We start from the raw sequence: 18,905 nt of genomic DNA, 5'->3' as shown, positions 1-18,905 counted from the left end.
CGTTCCGTGTCACGTGGGTGCGGGGAGCCTCAGGAGGCGAGGCGGGCCGTGAGGCTGATCTGGGCACCCGGGGAGAGCAGGCGCGAGATCGGGCAGTTCTCCTTGGCGGTCTCGGCGAGCTTGGCGAACTGGGCCTCGTCGAGCCCCGGGGCCTGGCCGACCGTCTCCAGGTCGATCCGGGTCACGGTCATCCCCGCGTCGGTCTTGTCGAAGTGCACCTTCGCGGTGGTCTCCACCGACGTGCCGGTCGCGCCGGCGTCGGCGAGTTGCTTGGAGAACGCCATCGAGAAGCAGGCGGCGTGGGCCGCCCCGATGAGTTCCTCGGGGTTGGTGCCCTCGCCCTCCTCGAACCGCGACTTGAAGGAGTAGTTTCCCTGGAGCCCGCCCTTGCCGGTGCGGACCGTGCCGGAACCCTCGGTGAGATCGCCCTGCCAGCGTGCGGAAGCGGTACGGATAGGCATGAGCCGACGCTAACCGAAAGCCGGGCGGTGGGCGACCCGCTGCCCGTGATCCGGCCACACCGATCGTGGCGGTCGCGTTCCCGGCCACGCGGTGCCTGCTGTGTCATGATTCGGCTCAGGCCCACGAGGTTCAGGACCACGATGTTCAGGCCCGCGAACGCGGAGAGGTGGCCGATGTCCGACGATCTTTCCATTCCCCGGCAGGACAGCCGGGCCGGCGGTGCCACCGTCGTGGAGTGGGGTGGGTCCGAGCCTGCCCCGCCGGGGCGGGTGGGTCGCCCGCTGTCCCGGCTCGGGCGGGACCGCCGGATCCCGCTGGTGGCGGCCGGCCTCGGCGGGGTGGCCGCGTTCGCCTCGCTGGTCGGTGAGTGGCTGGTGATGACCGTGCCGACCGGGGGGCCCGCCGAGGGCGACACGCTGCGGGTGCCGGGCGGGGTGTCCGACGTCGGCGGCTTCGGGCTGGGCTATCTGGTGGGCCTGTTCGCGCTGGTCACGGCTGCGGCCCTGGCCCTGCGGGGCAGCGCCGCCGTGCGGCACGACGCGCGGGTCGCCGGCCTCGCCCTGTCGACGGCCCTGATCGGCGTCCTGGTCGCCACGTCGGTGTCGCTGGACGACTCGGGCCGGCGGGCCCTCTACTCCTCGGAGGACGGCTTCCAGGTCGAGTACGGCCGGGGGCTGGTGGCGGCCTTCGCCGCCTGCGTGCTGCTGGCGGCGGCGCTGTACCTCGCCGGCCGGACCGACGCCGGGCGACCGGACGAGAGCGCGCCGCAAGCGGAGCACCCGCCCGCCGAGGAGGCAGACCTGCCCCCCGGGCCGGCCGACCTCACGGTGCAGCCGACGGTCCCCTTCGCCCGCCCGGAATAGCGCCCGGGGCGCGCGCAACCTGGGTGTGGTGTCGAGTTGCCGCCCGGTTCGTCGGGAAGCCATGGCCGCGCCCGGTTACGCGAGGTACGGTGGCTGCCCGCCGTCACTGCTGGTCGAGGCACCGACGACCCAGAGACAGGGCCGGCGCGACGGCGGCGGGCGAAGGAGGAGCCATGACCCGCCCGGGGCTGCCCAAGCTGATCGCCACCGACCTCGACGGGACGCTGGTCCGCAGCGACGAGACCGTCTCCGCGTACACCCATGAGGTGCTCGACCGGGTGCGCGCCGCCGGCATCCCGGTGGTCGGCGCGACCGGCCGGGGCCCGCGACTCACCGAACTGACCCGCAACGACATCCGCGCCGCCGACTTCCTGGTGCTCGCCGGCGGTGGCTGGGTGGTCGACCAGAGCGACCCGGCCGGGCCGGAGGTGCTGCGCGAGGAGCGGCTCTCCCGGCAGGTGCTGGCGCGGCTGCTCGCCGACCTGGAGGCCGAGGTCGGCCCGCTCACCGTGATGGTCGAGGCGTCCGGCGAGACCGGTGCCCCGCTCTGGGGCGACTACCACCCGAGCTGGCCGTACCCGGACCTGTTCGAGCCGCGTACCCGCGACGAGTGCCTCGCCACCGACGTGATCAAGGCGTTCGCCCGGACGGCCGACCACCACGTCGACGCGCTGCTGGAGACCGCCCGCCGGATCGTCGGCCCGGAGGTGGCCGCGCTCACCCAGGCGGGGCTCGGCTTCGTCGAGATCTCCCCGCCCGGGGTCGACAAGGCGTCCGGGCTGCACGTCGTGGCGCAGCGGCTCGGGGTGGACCCGGCCGACGTGCTGGTCTTCGGTGACATGCCCAACGACCTGCCGATGTTCGAGTGGGCCGGGTGGTCCCGGGTGGCCGTCTCCAACGCCCACCCGACCGTCCGCGCCGCCGCCGACGAGGTGACGCTGCGCAACGACGACGACGGAGTCGCGGTCTACCTGGACCGACTACTCTCCCGGTGATGGGAGAGACACCTCGGCTGGTCGCCACGGACATCGACGGGACCCTGCTCACCGACGAGCGGACGCTCAGCCCCCGCACCCGCGACGCGCTGGCCCGGATGTCCGCGCGGGGCACGCCGGTCGTGCTGGTCACCGGCCGCCCGATCCGCTGGCTCCAACTGGTGTACGAGCAGCTCGCCGAGCCGCTGCCGGCGATCTGCGCCAACGGCGCGGTGGTGTACGACCCGGTGGCCGACGAGGTGCTCCGGGCCGACCCGCTCGCGCCGGAGCTGCTCGCCGAGGTGGCCCGGCGGCTGCGCGCCGAGGTGCCCGGGGTCAGCTTCGCGGTGGAGATCGTGGACAGCCGCGAGATGCGGCACGAGGCCGGCTATCCGCTGCGCTGGGACGCCGACGCGGAGGCGATCCGGGCGATCACCTCGCCGGAGGAGCTGCACTCGGTGCCGGCGGTGAAGCTGCTGGCCCGCGCCGGCGAGCAGGACCCGGACGTGTTCGTGGAGGTGGTCGCCGGGGCGCTGCGCGGGCTGGCCGAGGCGACCCACTCGTCGTACACGGGGCTGGTGGAGATCTCGGCGGCCGGGGTGACCAAGGCGGCGGGCCTGGCCTGGTACTGCGCCCGGCTCGGGATCGACGAGCGGGACGTGCTGGCCTTCGGCGACATGCCCAACGACGTGCCGATGCTGACCTGGGCCGGCCGGGGGGTGGCGGTGGCGAACGCGCACCCCGCCGTCCTGGCGATCGCCGACGAGGTGACGGCGGCGAACTCCGCCGACGGCGTGGCCGCGTACCTGGAGAAGGTCTTCGGGGTGGGCTGAGACGCGCGCCGGGCCTGCGACGGCCCGGCGCGCGACGGTGTCAGAGGTATTGCCCGGTGCTGTGTCCCTCGCCGCCCTGCGGCTGACCGATGCCCGGCATGCCCGGCATCATCCCGGCGGGGCCGCTGGGCAGCGCCTGCCGGCCGGAGCGCATCTGCTCCAGCTGCACGCGGGCGGCCATCTGCTGGGCCACCAGGGCCGCCTGGATGCCGTGGAACAGCCCCTCCAGCCAGCCGACGAGCTGGGCGTGGGCGATCCGCAGCTCGCCCTCGCTGGGCGCCTTGTCCTCGGTGAAGGGCAGCGAGATCCGCTCCAGCTCGTCGCGGAGCTCGGGGGCGAGGCCCTCCTTCAGCTCGACGATCGACCGTTCGTGGATCTCGCGCATCCGGTGCCGGCTCGCGTCGTCGAGCGGGGCTGCCTTGACCTCCTCCAGCAGCTGTTTGATCATGCTGCCGATCCGCATCACCTTGGCGGGTTGCTCGACCAGGCGGGTCGGGTCCTCGCCTGCGGCCTCGTCGGTCTGCACGGTGCCGACCGGGCGGCCGTCCGGGCCGACCACCACCACGGTGCCGGATCGCCCGGTGCCGTCGTGGCCCGGCTCGTCGTCTTGTCCAGCGGAGTGCGCTTCGGTCATGCGTTCCATCTTGACCCAGGCGACGGGCCGCCCGCTCGCCGGGACCGGCACCGGTCGCGGGTGTTCCCCGACCGGGCACCCTCGGGGCCTTCTGCCGCGCTACCGTCGCCGGCATGCCCGCCGACCCGCGCTCCGTGCTCGACCGCCCCGCCCCCGCGCCGGACGCCACCGTCGCGTACGGCGGGCACCCGGACCAGGTCGCCGACCTGCGCCGCCCGGCGGGGGACGGCCCGCCGCTCCCCCTGGTCGTGGTGGTGCACGGCGGCTTCTGGCGGGCCGAGTACGACCGCGGCCACACCGGGCCGCTCGCGGCGGCGCTGGCCGCGCTCGGCTATCCGGTGGCCCAGCTGGAGTACCGGCGCACCGGACAGCCGGGCGGCGGCTGGCCGGGCACCCTCGCGGACGTGCTGGCGGGGGTCGCCGCGCTGCCCGGGCTGGCCGGGCCGGTGCTGGGCGGCCGGCTGCGCCCGGGGCCGCCGCTGCTGGTCGGCCACTCGGCCGGCGGCCACCTCGCCCTGTACGCCGCCGCCACCGCACCGGGGACGGTGGCGGGGGTGCTGGCGCTCGCCCCGGTCGCGGACCTGGCCGAGGCGTACCGGCTGGACCTGGACGGCGGGGCGGTGGCCGCGCTGCTCGGCGGCGGGCCGGCGGAGCACCCGCAGCGGTACGCCGCCGCCGACCCCCGCCTGCTGGTGCCCGCCCCGACACGGACGGTGATCCTGCACGGCCTGCTGGACCGGCAGGTGCCGGTGGGGGTGAGCCGGTCATATGCCGCCGCCGCGCGGGCGGCCGGCGGCCCGGTGACGCTCGTGGAGCTTCCCGAATGCGAGCATTTCGGTCTTATCGATCCCGAGTCCGCCGCCTGGCCGGAGGTGGCCCGTGGGCTGCGAACCTTGCACTTTGATCACTGAACATTGACGCAGCGTCGCCGAACGGGTAGAACGCCGAGGGGACGGTATCGGCCCTGCTCAGCTCCCGGAAGGAACTCGGTGTCCCAGATGAACCGCAGGCGGGCACTCCAACTGTTGGCCGCCCTCGGTACCACGGGCCTGACCGCCGCCTGCGCCACGGACGGCGACGAAGGGCCGGCGGCCCCCACCGGCAAGCCGGTCAAGATCGGTCTCATCGCACCGCAGACCGGTGGCTTCAAGGCCATCGGCGACGAGATCGTCAACGGCTTCCAGCTCTATCTCACCCTCAACGGCCAGCAGCTCGGCGGGCATCCGGTGACGGTGGTGACCGCCGACGAGGGTGAGACCGCCAAGACCGGCAAGGCGGCCGTCGACAGCCTGCTCAAGCAGGGCGTGCTCGCGCTCACCGGCGTGGTCAACTCGGCCGTCATGGTGGGCATCCGGGACACCGTCGAGAAGGCCCGGGTGCCGCTGGTCGGCTCCAACGCCTCGCCGAAGAGCCTCCAGAGCGTCGTCTACATCTGGCGCACCTCCTACGTGCTGGACGAGCCGGGCCGGGCGATCGGCCCGTACATGGCGCAGCGGCTGCCCACCGGCAGTCGGGTCGCCATCATCGCCCCCGACAACCTCGGCTCCCGCGACGTGATCCAAGGGCTCCAGGCCCAGTTCAGCACCGCCGGAACGGGCGATCCCCGGATCGCCGACCCGGTGATCTGGACCGACACCAGCAGCACGCCGGGCGGCACGGCGTACACCGCCGACATCCGCACCGCCCTGGCCCGCCAGCCGGACGCGATCTTCTGCCACTTCGCCGGGCCGGCGGCGGTGCAGTTCATCAAGCAGCTCTACCGCGAGGGGTGGACGGGCCCGATCTACGCGCCCGGCTTCCTCACCGAGGGCACCGTGCTCGACGAGGTGCAGGAGGTGGAGGCGCGCAACATCGTGACCGCGCTGAACTACTCCGCCGACCTGAACAACACCGCCAACCGCACCTTCGCCTCGGCGTACCGCAAGACGCACGGCGCGTCCCCGACCACCTACGCGATGGCGTCGTACGACGCGGCGCAGGTGCTGGACAAGGCGATCCGGCTGGCCGGGGGCGACCCGACCCCGCAGCAGGTCAACCTGGCGCTGGGCAAGATCGGCCAGATCGACAGCCCGCGCGGGGCGTGGCAGTTCAACCAGCCACGAACACCCCAGCAGAAGTGGTACCTGCGCAAGGTGCAGCGCGACGGTCAGGTGCTCTCCAACGTCCTGATCAACGAGCTGGCCACGCTCGGCTGACCGCCCGCCCGACGACACCGCACGGGCCGGTCTCCCCCCAGGTGGGACCGGCCCGTACGCGGGTGGGTCGCGCCCGTCAGTCGCGCAGCTCCGCGATGCAGCACTTCACGCTGCCGCCGCCCTTGCGCACCTCGGTCAACTCGACCGGCACGGGGGTGTAGCCGGCCGCCTTCAGCTTGCCGGCGAGCCGGGACGCCTCGCTGTTCAGGACCACGTTCGCCCCGTCGCTGACCAGGTTCAGGCCGAACGCCAGGGCGTCGATGTCGTCCGCGACGATCGCGTCGGGGAAGAGCTGGGCGAGGACCCGCTGGCTGGCCGCCGAGAACGCGCCCGGGTAGTAGACGATGTTCCCGTCGTCGATCGAGGCCAGCGCCACGTCGAGGTGGTAGAAGCGGGGGTCGACCAGGTGCAGCGACACCACCGGCCGACCGAGCGCCTCCTGCGCCTCGGCGTGCGCTGGCAGCTCGGTGCGGAAGCCGTGGCCGGCGAGGACCAGCCCGCCGTGCGCCTCCGGCAGGTACGCGAAGTCGCCCTCGCCCTCGTTGGTCTCGTTCGGGGCGATGAAGTGCCAGCCCCGCTCCTCGTAGAAGGCACGGTGCGCGGCGGCCTCGGCGGCCCGCTGCTCGTGCTTGAACCGGGCGCCGTAGACCGTCCCGTCGACGACGAACGCGCCGTTGGCCGCGAACACCATGTCGGGCAGGCCGGCCTCGGGGGTGAGCAGGTGCACGTCGTGGCCGAGGCCGAGCAGCGTCTCGCGCAGCCGGTCCCACTGCTTGACCGCCAGCGCCGCGTCGACGGGCGTGGTGACGTCCATCCACGGATTGATCGCGTACGCGACGGCGAAATGCTCGGGCGAACACATGAGATATGTCCGCTTTCTGGGGATCCGGTGCTGGTTCACGGAAACCAAGAGTAGGTAGCCTTGAACCTTGGTAACAGCCACAACCATTGCTTCCTGAGGGCGGAACGTTGCAGATAGACGCGGTGGATCAGCGAATCATTGCGTTGCTGGTGGCGGACGCCCGCGCCTCGTACGCCGACATCGGCAGCCGGGTCTCGCTCTCCGCCCCGGCCGTCAAGCGCCGGGTGGACCGGCTGCGCGCCGCCGGGGTGATCCGGGGATTCACGGCCGTCGTCGACCCGGCCGCCGTCGGCTGGACCACGGAGGCCTTCGTCGAGCTGTTCTGCGCCGGGCGGACCACCCCCGCCCAGATCGGGGTGGCCGTGCGCCGGCATCCGGAGGTGGTCGGGGCGTACACGGTCTCCGGGGAGGCCGACGCGCTGGTGCACCTGCGCGCGGCGGACATCTCGCACCTGGAGGAGGCCCTCGAACGGCTGCGCGCCGAGTCGTTCGTGACCTCCACCCGCAGCACCATCGTGCTCTCCCGCCTCGCCGAGTCCCCCGGCGTCGGCCCCTCCACCTGAGGGACGCCGGCCTGAGCCGCTCGGGCGGCGCGGGAACCGGAGTCGGGCACGCGGCGTCGAAGCGGCATGACCCGGGCAACCGTCACCGCCGTCGGCACGCTGGCCGCCCTGACCCTGCTCGCCGGCAGCGCCCCCGCGGGGCCGGCCCCGCAGCCGGCGCCGCCGACCGCCGCGCCCCGGCTGGTCTCCTTCGACACCTGCGCCGACGCGCTGGCCCGGCTGCGCGCCGCCGCCTCCGCCTCGGTCGGGCCCTGGGGCTTCCAGCCCGGCTGGCGGACCGGCTTCGCCACGGGCGGGGCCGGCGAGCCGCTGGCGCTTTCGAGGGCGGGAGACGGTGCCCGGGCGACGCCGGAGCACTCCGGCACCAACGTCCACGAGCCGGGCGCCGACGAGCCGGACCTGGTCAAGACCGACGGCCGGCGGATCGTCACCGTCACCGGGGGCGTGCTGCGGGTCGTCGACCCGGCCACCCGGCGCACGAGCGGGCGGCTGGACCTGACCGGCGACGACGCGCGACCCGGGCCAGGGGAGGGCAGCCTGCTGCTGCACGGCGACCGGGCGCTGGTGCTGCTCCGGGGCAGCACGCCGATGCTCCCGAACGGCACGTCGGCCCGCCGGCCGGCGGGCGGGCCCACCGGGGCCAGGCTGCTCCTGGTGGACCTGGCCGGGCGGCCCGCGCTGGTCGGGACGTACCGGATCGACGGGAGCCTGCTCGACGCGCGGCTGACCGGCCCGACGGCCCGGGTCGTGGTCCGCTCCCAGGCCCGGCTGGTCCTCCCCGAGCCGGGCGACGGGGCCACCGAGGCGCAGCGGCTGGCCGCGAACCGGGCGGCGATCGGCCGGGCCGACCTGGACGCGTGGCTGCCGGCGTACGACTGGACCGAGGGCGACCGGCGCGGCGGCGGCCGGGTCGGCTGCGACCGGCTGGCCGCCACCGCCGACACCACCGGCACGGCCCTGCTGACCGTGCTCAGCTTCGACCTGGCCGCCGGCCGCCTCGGCGACGGCGACCCGGTGAGCGTGGCCGGCGACGCGGACACCGTCTACGGCACCGCCGGCAGCCTCTACCTCGCCGGGCAGCGGCAGCGGCCGGGCCAGCTCCGGCCGCGCGGCTGGGGCGGGCCGGCGGGACGCGACCCGGGCACCGCGATCTACCAGTTCGACACCCGCGCGCCGGGCCGCCCCCGCTACCTGGCCGCCGGCACCGTGCCGGGCACGCTGCTCGACCAGTACGCCCTGTCGGAGTGGCAGGGCCACCTGCGGGTGGCCACCACCAGCGGCGACGACCGGTGGTCCCGCCCGACGACCGAGTCGGGGGTGTACGTGCTGGCCCGGCGGGGCGACCTGCTGACCCGGGTCGGCGCGGTCACCGGCCTCGGCCGGGGCGAGCGGATCCACTCGGTGCGCTACCTCGGCCCCACCGGTCACGTGGTGACCTTCCGGCGCACCGACCCGCTCTACACGCTCGACCTGACCGACCCGGCGGCGCCCCGGGTCACCGGCGAGCTGAAGATCACCGGGTACTCGGCTTACCTGCACCCGGCGGGGCCGGGGCGGCTGCTCGGGGTCGGACAGGAGGCGGATGCCGACGGGCGGGCGCAGGGCCTCCAGGTCTCGCTGTTCGACGTCGCCGACCCGACCCGGCCCACCCGGCTGGCCCGCCACCACGTGCCGGGGGCCGGTTCGGCCGTGGAGTTCGACCCGCACGCCTTCCTGTACGACCCCGGGACGGGGCTGGTGGCGCTCCCCGTCCACGACGGCGGGCTGCTCCTGCTGCGGGTCGCCGGGGCGACCATCGTGCCGGCCGGCACGGTCACCCACCCCGGGCGCGCCCCGGTGAGCCGGTCGTTGCTGGTCGGCGGCGTCCTCTGGACCGTCTCCGACGTCGGCCTGCGGGCCGACGACCCGGCCGGCGTCGCCGGGCCGGTCAGGATCGCCTGGCTCCCGGCGACCTGACCCTGCGAGCCGGCGGGTGGGGCCCGGCACTCGGGCCGACCGGGCCCCACCCGCCTCCGCGTCGTCGGGGGAGCCCTGCGGGCGGCAGAGGTCAGCCGGCCGCGGAGAGCCCTGCCGGCGGTCTCAGAGATACATGCCGGTGCGGTGCTCGCCCTGGTCCCGCCGGCCGGGCTTGTCGCCCTCGCCGAAGAACCGCTTCCCGCCGAACTCGCCGTGCAGCCGGTCGTCCAGCTCGTCGGCGAGGCCGGTCATCACCTGCACGGCCAGCATCAGGTGGGTGGCCTGGAAGTCGCGACCGAAGACCGGGATGGACGCCCAGACCGTGTCGTCGGCGCAGTAGAGCCGCCCGATCGGCATCCGGTTGGTCAGCTCGGACAGCTTCACGTAGAGCCGCTCGGTGGGCTCGACCTCCGTGAGCACCGGCGAGAAGACGTCGACCAGCGGCGGGTTGTCGCGGACCCGGACGAAGACCATCGCCGATCCGGCCCGGATGTTGATGTCGCCGTCGGAGTCGACCTGCAACTTGTCGGAGTCGGACTTGAGCATGGCGGACACCACGGTCCGCACCTGCTCGGCGAGGGCCAGCACGTCGGTGCGCGGCCCCTGGGCGGCGGCCAGCGCCTCGTCGAGGTCCGCCTCGACGTCCTGGTCCGGGCCGAACTCGCTGCGCGCGGTGCCCAGCGGCTCCATCGGCACGGGCCCGCCCTCGGCGTCGTGCACCAGATAGACCAGGAACGCCGGGTGCGGGGCCCCGTAGACGTCCCGCAGGGTGCGGGAGAGAAGGGCGGCCAGCCGGGTCGCCTCGGTGGTGTCGCCGGTCAGCCCGAAGTGCTCGCCGGAGCCCTCGACCACCCCGGGCGGGGACCAGCCGAGCGCCACCATGTCGGCGACGGCCGCCCGGTCCAGCCGGTAGCCCTGCGGGAGGGTCGCGTTGCCGACGGCCCACGCGGAGAGCCGGCCGTCGTCGGCGAGGTCGATGCTGATGGAGTAGATGGCGTCGCCCGTGCCGGAGGCGGTGGGGTCGAGGGTCAGCTCGACGTGCGTGCCGGCGGGCAGCTCCCGCAGCCGCTCGGCGAGCGCCCGGGCGAACTCGCGCCACGCCTGGGTCACCTTCGCCCGCAGGTCGGCCGTGGTCGGCTCGTCCAGCAGGATCGACTCGTGCTGGTGCTCCGCCGGGCCGCCGGACGCCGACGGGCCGCCGTGCTCCGGCTCGCCGTCGTGCCCGGGGGTGCCGCCGGGCGGGTCCGAGGCCGGCGTCGAGGGGTGGCCTACCGTCATGATCGCCTCCGTCCGTTGCGGTCACCCTACCCAGGCCGCCCGGAACCCGGATCAGGCCGGACCGGGATCGGACATCGACGCGCAGGGGCAGCCGTCAGGCCGGGGCCGGGGCAGCCGTCAGGCCGGGGGCCGTTCCCCCAGCTCGACCGGCCAACCGCCCGCCAGCGCGCTGAGCCGGTCGGCCGCCGCGACCGGATCGGCCCCGCGTCCCACGGCCACCCCCAGCAGGTACGCGGAGACCGGCGCACCGGGCCGCAGCACCTGGTGCGCGACGTCCCGGGCCAGGTCGAGCACCACCGGCACCGGCACCTCGGCCGGGTCGAGGCCCAGCTCCGCGCAGGCCGCCGTCACCCAGTCCTCCAGCGTCGTCAACGTGTCCACCCCTCCGCCCGGCGTACGTCCTCGTCAGTGTCGCAGTCGAACCAGGGCGGCGGGCCCGTCCCGGACCAGGGCACGTCGCGCACCGTCAACCCGGCGAGCAGGGCCCGCACCGCCGCGCCGCCGAGCGAGCCGCCCCGGGCGGAGGCGAGGCGGCCGAACGCGGCCCGCAGCGGCGCGACCCGCCACACCCCGCAGAGCTGCTGCCGCCGGCCGTCGCCGTCGACGAGGCACACCCCGTCCACGGTCGGGTCGGCGAGCTGCTCGCGCAGCAGGCGTACCGCGTCGCGGGTGAGCAGGGGCAGATCGGCGGCGAGCAGCGCCACGGTCGTCGTGCCGACGGGCAGCAGGGACACGCCGGCCGCGGCGGCGGCCACCGGCCCGCCTCCCGGGGGGCGTTCCTGGGTCGACCGGACGCCCGGCGGCACCGGGCCGGCCGGGCCCACCACGATCCGGACGTCGGCGTCGGCGACGGCGTCGAGCACCCGGTCGCGCATCGGCCGGCCGCCGACCGGCACCCCGGGCTTGTCCACGCCGCCCATCCGGCGCGCGGCCCCGCCCGCCAGCACGACCGCCGCCCAGTCCCCCACGCGGCCACCGTACCGCCCGGTGGGGCCGAGGGGGCATGTCGCGCAGTCGACAGGCGGAGCGCCGCAGGTCGATCCGGCGGGCCTGTAAATCTTGTTGCTTACTTCCTAAAGTGACGACTCAGGAACGTTACGTTTCGAAGTCCGCCCCACTCGTCGGGTCCGGCCGATCACGACCGCTCCTTCAGCCGGGCGTGACGTTCTTCGAGGTGGACGGAGGTGCCACATGCCAGCAGGTGACCACACCGAGCTGCCCGTCCTGGTCGGCCGGGATTCCGAACGCGCGCTGCTGCGCGAGGCGCTGGACCAGGCCCGCGCGGGATGCGGCGGCGCGATCTTCGTGGTCGGCGGCGACGGCCTGGGGAAGTCCCGGCTGACGTTGGAGGCGACGCAGCACGGGCGGCAGGCCGGCATGGCGGTGCTGGTGGGCCGCGCCGGCTCGACCGGCCCGGCGGTGGCCCTGCGCCCCCTGACCGAGGCGCTCGCCCCCCTGTCCCGCACCGAGCCCGCCCTGGAACACGCGAGCCTGCGGCCCTACCGGTCCGCCCTCGGCAGGCTCATCCCCCAGGACCTGTCGGTGGGGACGGCGGGTCCACCGTCGCCCGTGCTGCTCGCCGAGGCGGTGCTGCGGCTGCTCTCGGTCACCGGGGCCGGGCGGGGCTGCCTGCTCGCCCTGGAGGACCTGCACGACACCGACCCGGCGACCCTGGCCGTGGTGGAGTACCTGGCCGACAACCTCGCCGACCAGGGCGTGCTGCTGCTGGCCACCCTCCGCGCCGAGCCCGGGCCGGCGTGGGACCTGGCGCAGGCCCTGGGCCGGCGGTGCAGCGGCACCGTCCTGCGCCTCGAACCGCTGAGCCGGCGCGCCGTGCGCCTGCTGGTGGCGTCCCGGCTGGGCCTCGCCCCCGAGCGGATCGCCGAGGCGGTTCTCGACCGGCTCTGCCGCGACAGCGCCGGCAACCCGTTCCTGGCGGCGGAGCTGCTCCGCGCCATGCTCGACAGCGGCAACCTGGCGGTGCACGGCGACGGGTGCCGGCTGGTCGACGGCGTCCGCACCGAGGTGCCGCCGACCGTGCGGCGCAGCGTCACCGACCAGGCCGACCGGCTCGGCCCCGCCGGACGGCACCTGCTCACCGCCGCGGCCGTGATCGGCGAGCGGTTCCCGGTCTCCGTGCTCGGCCTGGCGCTGAAGATGGGGCAGGACGACCTGCTCCGACACCTGCGCGCGGCGGTCACGGCCGGACTCGTCACCGCCGAGGGCGGCGACCACGACTGGTACGCGTTCCGCACCATGACCACCGCCGTCGCCCTGCTCGGCCAGCTCACCCCCACCGACCGGGCCGCTCTGGCACACCAGGCGGTGGACGCGGTGAACGAGCTGCACCCGGGCCTGCCCGGGGACTGGTGCCGGTTCACGGCCCGGCTCACCCGGCTGGCGGGCGACGTGCCGGGCGCCGTACGGCTGCTCGCCCTCGCCGGTCGCCGGGACCTCAACGCCGGGCGGCTCCGGTCGGCCGCCGAGACCCTCGACGGGGCGTGGCGGCTGGCGGCGACGGGGGTCGACGTCGCGCTGCGCGCCGACGTGCTGCACGAGCTGCTGTGCGCGCTGCTGGAGAGCGGCGAGGCCGGACGCGGGCTGCGGCTGCTCGACAGCCTCGACGACCTGTGCCACCCGGCGGTCCCGCCCGAGCGGCTGGCGGCCGTACACGTCCTGTTCGCCCGGCTCGCCCTGCTCGCCGGGCGGCGTACCGACGCCGCCGCGCAGCTCGACTCCGCCCGGACGCTGCTCGGCCCCGGCGCGTCCGAGCGGCAGACCGCGCCGGTCGACGCCGTCGCCGCCCACCTGGGCCTGGACGCCCCGGGGCGGGCCACCCGGCTCGCCACGCGTGCCGCCGCGGCGGCGGAGAGCGCCGGGCTGCCCGGCGTCGCCTGCCTCAGCTGGCAGGCGCGGGGGGTGCTGGCCCGCCGGACCGGGCCGGAGGGGGCCCAGCCCTGCTTCACCCGGATGCGCCGGATCGCCGAGCGGCACCACCTGCCGCTGTGGCGCACCCGGGCCGCCGCCCTGCTCGCCGAGCAGCGGTGGCTGCTCACCGGTGACGCCGACGCGCTGGCCCGCAGCGCGGAACGGGCCCGGCAGCTCGGCGCCCACGCGCTGCGCCACGCGGTCGACGTCCGGCTCGCCTGGGACCACGCGCTGCGGGCCGAGTACGCCGAGGCCGAACGGCTCGTCGAGGAGTGCACGACCGACGCGCAGCGGCTCGGGCTGGGCGAGTCCGCGCCGCTGCTGTCGCTCGTCCGGGCCGTCTGCGCGGGGCACCGGGGGCGACGGCACGAGCTGGACGCGGCCCTGACCGGCCTGTCGGGCGACGGCGAGCCGGTGGCGGCCCTCGCCCACGGCATGGCCGCGGCGGTGTGCGCGCTGCTGGAGGAGGACCCGGCGCGGGCGCGCCGGGAGCTGGACCGGGCGGCGGCGTACGACGCAGGCTGTCCCGCGCCCTATCCGCTCGCCGGCCAGCACGGGCTGGCCCTGCTCCTGGCGGTGCTGCCCGGCGACGCCGACCGGCGGCTCGGCGACGACGCCGGTGGCACGCCCGCCGGGCGGCTGCACTGGAACCGGCAGTTCGCCCTGCTGGCGAGGGCGGTGCTGCTGGGGCGGCGGGGTGACCGGGAGGCGGCCGGCGCGACGGTGGCGGCCCTCCGCCGGACCCCCGCCCACCCCGTGGCGCTCCACCTCGGCCTGCGGCTCGTCGCGCCCTGCGCCCACGCGGACCGGTGGGGTGAGCCGGTCGACTGGCTGCGCGGCGCGGAGGAATACTTCCGGCTGGCGGGGGTGCCGGCACCGGCCCGCGCCTGCCGGGCCCAGCTGCGCGACCTCGGGGTGGTGGTGCCGCACCGGCGCACCGACAGTCGGGTCCCGCAGCCGCTGCGGATGATCGGGGTGACCGAGCGGGAATACGAGGTGCTCCAGCTCATGGCGGACTGGTCGGACAACCGGAGCATCGCCAGCGAGCTGTTCATCTCCCCACGCACGGTGGAGAAGCACGTGGCGAGCCTGATCGCCAAGACCGAGCAGGCCAACCGGGCGGCGCTGAACCGCTACGCCGCCCGGGTCCGCGAGGAGGTCAGGCCGGACTGACCGTCCGGTAGCGGCCGCCGAGGAAGACGGCGGGGTCGGCGTCGTCCGTGGCCTCGCACCAGTACGGGGACCCGAGCACCAGCACGTGGTCGGCGACGGCGATCAGCTGGGTCACCGCGCACACGGCCGCCGCCATCGCCCCGTCGAGCAGCGGCATCCCGTCGAGGGCACGGTGCGCCACCCCGGCGAACCGGTCCTCGACGGCGCCGGTGGCGAACCGGTCGGCCAGTGCGCGCTGCCGGCGGCCCAGCAGGTTCACCGCGAACCCGCCCTCGGCGGTGATCGCGGCGAGGGTGCGGCTGGTCCGGGCCAGCGAGACGAGGAGCAGCGGCGGATGCAGGGACACGGACGTGAACGCGTTCACGGTGCAGCCGACGGGGTGCCCGGCCGCGCGGCTGGTGACCACCGCCACGCCGGTGGCCCAGCTGCGCATGAACTCCCGCAGCTCCGGCCCGCCGACGGGGGTTGCCCGCTCCGGACCCGACCCGCGCGGAGCCGCCCGGTCCGGCCCCGCGCCGTCGGCGGGGGTGGCCCGCTCCGGTCCGGTCACCGCGTGCCGGGGGACCACGGTGGTCATCGCGCGCCGGCCAGGTCCGGCCGCCCCGCCGCCCCGCCGGGCCCTCCGGCGGCCGTCCCGTCGAGTTCCGACTGGCAGCGGGCGCGGCGGCCGATCAGCTCCGCCCGGTCCGCGCCGGGCAGCTCCAGCGCCCGGCCGTAGTCCGCGACCGCCTCCGCCCACCGGCCCGCCGCCTCGTGGACGAACCCCCGGTTGTAGAGCAGGTCCGGGTTGTCGCCGTCCACCGCGAGCGCGGCCGTCAGGTCGGCGACGGCCCTCCCGTGGTCCCCGCCGTCGAACGCCAGGGCGGCCCGGCTGGCCAGCGCGGCGACCAGTCCCGGGTCGGCCGCCAGCGCCTCGTCGAGGTAGCGGCGGGCGTCCGCCTCCGCCCCGTCGGCCAGCGCCAGCACACCCCGCAGGTGCAGCAGCCGGGCGTCGGCGGGGTGGCGCAGCAGGCCCTCCTCGACGTGCGGCCGGGCGGCGTCGACGGCCCCGTCGTCGAGCAGCAGGCTGACCAGGTTCACCCGGGCGTCGAGCTGGTCGGGCTCCAGCTCCACCACGTAGCCGAAGTCGGCGATCGCCCCGGCCACGTCACCCAGCTCGGCCTTGAGGTCGGCCCGGTTGTAGTACAGCTCGAAGAACGGCGGCGACAGGCTGATCGCCGTGTCGCAGTCGGCGACCGCGCCGGTGAGGTCGCCGAGGCGCCGCCGCACGTCGGCCCGGTCGAAGTAGTAGTCGGCGTAGTTCGGGTCCAGCTCGATGACCCGGGTCAGGTCGATGAGGGCCTCGTCCAGGCGGCCCAGGGCCAGGTACGCCTTGCCCCGGTTGTGCACGAGCACCGAGCGGTGCAGCCGGTGTTTGTCGCCGGGCAGCTCGCGGTCGAGCCGGTCGAGCCCGTCGTCGACCAGCCGCAGCGCCGCCGCCACCCGGCCGAGCCGCATCTCGATCAGCGCCAGCCCGTTGTTCTGGAACACCGAGTGGAAGGCGCGCTTCTGCGGGTCGGGCAGCAGCGAGGCGAGCGCGATGGAGTTGTTGATGTAGCCCCGGGCCAGGTGGTGGTCCTTCAGCTCCTCGGGATGAAAACGGGTGTAGAGCATCGCCAGCGCGTACCCGGTGGACATCTGCAGCTCGGGGTCCGCGTACCGGCTGCGCAGGTCGAGGTACGTCGGTTCCGCCTCGACGGTGCGGCCGAGCACCACCATGGCCGAACTCGCCCGCGTGCTGAGCAGCCAGAACCGTTCCATCTGCGTGTCCGGGTCGACGATCGCCCGGCCACGGGTCCCGTAGTCGATCACCGCGTGGTAGTAGCCCAGCGCGCCGCAGTGCCGCGCCGCCTCGTACAGCGCCTCCGCGCCGGCCCCGGCGGGGTCGCTGCCGCGTTCCAGGTGCCAGGGGATCGCGCCGAGTTCCAGGCTCCACTCGCCCCGCTCGCGCAGCAGCGCGGCGCGCGCGTCGTGCAACGCCGCCCGCACCTGCGGGTCGGCCTGCCGGTACGCGGCCGACTCGGCCGGGTCGGTGGAGGTGCCGTCGGCGTCGACGTACGCCCGCAGCAGCGCCTCCGGTCCGCGCCCGGCGGGGCCGGCGGCGCGGGGCAGCTCCGGCAGCCGGTCGGCGTACCGGTCGAGGGCACCGGTCAGCTCCGGCTCCAGCGGTGCGCCGTCGGTGCCGACGAGCACCCGCACCACGTCGGGGCGCACCCGCCGCAGGAAGATGGCCAGGAACTCCTGGTCGGTGGGGTCCGCCTGGTCCACCCGGTCGAACGCGAGCCGCAGCGGGAGGCGGCCGGCGCGGGTGGCGTACCCGGCGAGGAACTCCGTCGCGCCGTGGGCCAGCCGGCGGGTGCGGTTGGCCGGATAGATCCGGGTCCGCTCCTCGGGCACCGCCAACGAGGTGAGCGTCTCGGGGGCCGCGTCGAGCGTCCCGCGCAGCTCCGGGGCCGCCGACAGGATCTCGGTCAGGTGCCGCTGCACGAGGTCGGGCCAGCGTTCGTACGCCTGCGGCACGAGTTGCCGCAGGACGCTGCCCAGCCCGGTGTAGGGGCCGCGCAGGCCCCGGTGCGAGTCGACCGCGAGATCGACCTGCTCGCCGTCGACCGGCGCCGGCCCGATCCGCCATTGATGTGCAGTCATGCCGTTGCTCCTCGCTTGGTGGGCCTTGTTCGCGGTGGGTGTCGGGGGAGGTGGGCCGGGCGGGGCCGTCAGCCGGCCGCTGCCGGCTCCGTGGCGGGGGCGGGCCGCCGTCGGGTACGCCCGGCGAGCAGCGGCAGCAGCACGATCTCGAACGCGACCAGCAGCAGCGAGCCGACCGAGTCCCAGAAGCCGGGGCCGGTGGGCGAACCGTGCGCCAGGGCGGTGAAGACCCGGGAGGCGAACTCCAGCACCAGCGGCGCGGTCCACAGGGTGACGGTGATCAGCAGTGCCGCCACTCCCCCGCAGGTGATCAGCGCGAACCAGGGGGCGAGCTGCCGGTCGCGCGGGGACCAGTCGGCGTCGGCCAGGTCCGCCCGGCGCACCCCGGGCAGCCAGGCGAGCCGGTCGCGCAGCCAGGCGCGGCTCACCTCGTCCAGGTTCGTGCAGCCCAGCGCCGTGGTCGCCACGTAGTACAGGTCGGTGCGCAGGAAGACGTAGCACTGCCAGGACATCCGCAGGAGCACGGTGTACGCCACCGCCAGCGCGAGCCGCCCCGGCCAGGACAGGCCGTCGGACAGGCCGGCCCAGGCCACGAGCACCAGCGCGCCGAAGAGCACCGCGTCGGCCAGCAGCCCGGCCAGCATCGGCAGGTAGCGCTGCCGGGCCGGCACGGTGAGCAGGGCGTCCAGCTCGGTCTCCACCACCGCGTAGTAGAGCCGGCGGCCGACCCGCATCTTCGTCGGCAGGCCGAGCCGGCGGGCGGCGAGCAGGTGGTACCACTCGTGCCACAGGATGGCCGGCGACTGGCACAGGGCCAGTCCGAGCTGCACGGCCAGCAGCGACGGGACGAAGAACACGTTCGAGGCGTGCGGTCGCAGCTCCGGCCGGGACACCATGGCCACGGCGGCGGCGACCACGATCAGCGCGTACGCCGCCCAGGCCGGCGGGGAGAAGGCGGCCCGGCCGAGCCGGCGGAAGCGTACCTTCGGCGCGGTGGCCGGCGGTTCCCCGTCGGCGCGGACGAAGCCGAGTTCGCGCAGCGTGTCGACGAAGTCGGCCATGTCGACGGGCTCGCCGAAGGTGCGCTGGTACCACTGCTCCGCCTCACCGACCGGCATCCCGTCGGCGAGCCGGCGCAGCAGCGCGACGCCGTCCTCGGGCAGCAGGGCGAAGGACGTGGCGTCGACCCGGCCGACCGTCACCCCGTCCCGCTCCGGCACGTAGGTGAGCGGATGGAACTCCAGGCGGGTGCTTGACATCGCTCCTCCAGCGCGTGGACCGGGCCTTTCGGGGTGGCCTCCCAGGGGTGGACCCGGCGACGGCCGTCCCGGCTCGGGAGCCGGGACGGCCGGACCGGTCAGCAGCAGTCGGTGCAGTACAGCGGCGCCGACGTGGTGAGCTTGATGGAGCCCGTCTTGCGGATCGTGATCTTCTTCATTTCCGTTCACCTCCTCGGCCGGCTGGTCGTTGGGGCGGCCGGCTGAGGACGAACCTGCCAG

General features: G+C 75.5%; 17 protein-coding genes. 8 read left to right on the top strand and 9 right to left on the bottom strand.

All coding sequences use genetic code 11. The annotated features are described in order from the left end of the window. Nucleotides 1-29: 29 nt before the first annotated feature. A complete protein-coding gene (locus tag ACVMYR_RS04735) occupies nucleotides 30-461 on the bottom strand; it encodes an OsmC family protein (RefSeq protein WP_043960915.1) in 432 nt (143 codons plus the stop codon). Between the two features lie 174 nt (nucleotides 462-635). Between ACVMYR_RS04735 and ACVMYR_RS04730 the strand changes: the two genes are divergently transcribed. From ACVMYR_RS04730 to ACVMYR_RS04720, 3 genes are all read left to right on the top strand, one after another. Then, nucleotides 636-1,325 carry a hypothetical protein gene (locus ACVMYR_RS04730; RefSeq protein WP_431897433.1) on the top strand — a complete coding sequence of 230 codons (690 nt, stop codon included), beginning with the start codon at nucleotides 636-638 and terminating at the stop codon, nucleotides 1,323-1,325. A gap of 173 nt (nucleotides 1,326-1,498) precedes the next feature. Further along, entirely contained in the window at nucleotides 1,499-2,320 is an 822-nt protein-coding gene (locus ACVMYR_RS04725; RefSeq protein ID WP_077935295.1) for an HAD family hydrolase, read from the top strand. Beyond that, a complete protein-coding gene (locus ACVMYR_RS04720) occupies nucleotides 2,320-3,132 on the top strand; it encodes an HAD family hydrolase (protein ID WP_043960918.1) in 813 nt (270 codons plus the stop codon). The genes ACVMYR_RS04725 and ACVMYR_RS04720 overlap by 1 nt, the downstream gene beginning before the upstream one ends. A gap of 40 nt (nucleotides 3,133-3,172) precedes the next feature. On the opposite strand, the gene ACVMYR_RS04715 is transcribed toward ACVMYR_RS04720, so the two are convergent. Beyond that, the gene (locus tag ACVMYR_RS04715) at nucleotides 3,173-3,775 is read right to left on the bottom strand and encodes a bacterial proteasome activator family protein (protein ID WP_077935300.1); all 603 of its coding nucleotides are present in this window, start codon (nucleotides 3,773-3,775) and stop codon (nucleotides 3,173-3,175) included. Nucleotides 3,776-3,879: 104 nt separating this feature from the next. Between ACVMYR_RS04715 and ACVMYR_RS04710 the strand changes: the two genes are divergently transcribed. Both ACVMYR_RS04710 and ACVMYR_RS04705 read left to right on the top strand, forming a co-directional pair. Then, complete coding sequence (locus ACVMYR_RS04710) at nucleotides 3,880-4,677, top strand: alpha/beta hydrolase family protein (RefSeq protein WP_396789174.1); 798 nt, start codon at nucleotides 3,880-3,882, stop codon at nucleotides 4,675-4,677. Nucleotides 4,678-4,755: 78 nt separating this feature from the next. Further along, complete coding sequence (locus ACVMYR_RS04705; RefSeq protein ID WP_077935298.1) at nucleotides 4,756-5,961, top strand: ABC transporter substrate-binding protein; 1,206 nt, start codon at nucleotides 4,756-4,758, stop codon at nucleotides 5,959-5,961. 76 nt (nucleotides 5,962-6,037) lie between these two features. Here the strand turns inward: ACVMYR_RS04705 and ddaH are convergent, their stop codons facing one another. Next, on the bottom strand, nucleotides 6,038-6,871 hold the full coding sequence (ddaH, locus tag ACVMYR_RS04700) for a dimethylargininase (protein ID WP_396789336.1): 834 nt from the start codon (nucleotides 6,869-6,871) through the stop codon (nucleotides 6,038-6,040). 59 nt (nucleotides 6,872-6,930) lie between these two features. Between ddaH and ACVMYR_RS04695 the strand changes: the two genes are divergently transcribed. Together ACVMYR_RS04695 and ACVMYR_RS04690 are read left to right on the top strand one after the other, a co-directional pair. Beyond that, the gene (locus ACVMYR_RS04695) at nucleotides 6,931-7,386 is read left to right on the top strand and encodes an Lrp/AsnC family transcriptional regulator (RefSeq protein WP_043960922.1); all 456 of its coding nucleotides are present in this window, start codon (nucleotides 6,931-6,933) and stop codon (nucleotides 7,384-7,386) included. Between the two features lie 66 nt (nucleotides 7,387-7,452). Then, nucleotides 7,453-9,342 carry a beta-propeller domain-containing protein gene (locus ACVMYR_RS04690; protein WP_457121162.1) on the top strand — a complete coding sequence of 630 codons (1,890 nt, stop codon included), beginning with the start codon at nucleotides 7,453-7,455 and terminating at the stop codon, nucleotides 9,340-9,342. Between the two features lie 123 nt (nucleotides 9,343-9,465). Here the strand turns inward: ACVMYR_RS04690 and ACVMYR_RS04685 are convergent, their stop codons facing one another. The 3 genes from ACVMYR_RS04685 to mobA all read right to left on the bottom strand — a co-directional run bounded on the left by ACVMYR_RS04685 (nucleotide 9,466) and on the right by mobA (nucleotide 11,588). After that, nucleotides 9,466-10,620, bottom strand: a complete 1,155-nt coding sequence (locus tag ACVMYR_RS04685) for a T3SS (YopN, CesT) and YbjN peptide-binding chaperone 1 (RefSeq protein WP_091275861.1) — start codon at nucleotides 10,618-10,620, stop codon at nucleotides 9,466-9,468. 117 nt (nucleotides 10,621-10,737) lie between these two features. Further along, on the bottom strand, nucleotides 10,738-10,992 hold the full coding sequence (locus ACVMYR_RS04680; protein WP_077935307.1) for a DUF6457 domain-containing protein: 255 nt from the start codon (nucleotides 10,990-10,992) through the stop codon (nucleotides 10,738-10,740). After that, complete coding sequence (gene mobA / locus ACVMYR_RS04675; protein WP_457121161.1) at nucleotides 10,989-11,588, bottom strand: molybdenum cofactor guanylyltransferase; 600 nt, start codon at nucleotides 11,586-11,588, stop codon at nucleotides 10,989-10,991. The genes ACVMYR_RS04680 and mobA overlap by 4 nt, the downstream gene beginning before the upstream one ends. Before the next feature lie 223 nt (nucleotides 11,589-11,811). On the opposite strand from mobA, the gene ACVMYR_RS04670 reads away from it, so the two are divergent. Further along, nucleotides 11,812-14,721, top strand: a complete 2,910-nt coding sequence (locus ACVMYR_RS04670; RefSeq protein WP_457121160.1) for an AAA family ATPase — start codon at nucleotides 11,812-11,814, stop codon at nucleotides 14,719-14,721. Here the strand turns inward: ACVMYR_RS04670 and ACVMYR_RS04665 are convergent. From ACVMYR_RS04665 to ACVMYR_RS04655, 3 genes are all read right to left on the bottom strand, one after another. Next, complete coding sequence (locus ACVMYR_RS04665; protein WP_077935305.1) at nucleotides 14,708-15,298, bottom strand: flavin reductase family protein; 591 nt, start codon at nucleotides 15,296-15,298, stop codon at nucleotides 14,708-14,710. The two genes, ACVMYR_RS04670 and ACVMYR_RS04665, sit on opposite strands and share 14 nt — an antisense overlap. Further along, on the bottom strand, nucleotides 15,295-17,406 hold the full coding sequence (locus ACVMYR_RS04660; protein WP_457121159.1) for a tetratricopeptide repeat protein: 2,112 nt from the start codon (nucleotides 17,404-17,406) through the stop codon (nucleotides 15,295-15,297). The genes ACVMYR_RS04665 and ACVMYR_RS04660 overlap by 4 nt, the downstream gene beginning before the upstream one ends. A gap of 68 nt (nucleotides 17,407-17,474) precedes the next feature. Then, on the bottom strand, nucleotides 17,475-18,665 hold the full coding sequence (locus tag ACVMYR_RS04655; RefSeq protein WP_457121158.1) for a hypothetical protein: 1,191 nt from the start codon (nucleotides 18,663-18,665) through the stop codon (nucleotides 17,475-17,477). Nucleotides 18,666-18,905 lie beyond the last annotated feature (240 nt).

Source organism: Micromonospora sp. PTRAS2, assembly GCF_054052245.1.
The sequence above is the reverse complement of the archived record's forward strand: the minus strand, read 5'-3'. Positions and strand labels throughout refer to the sequence as shown.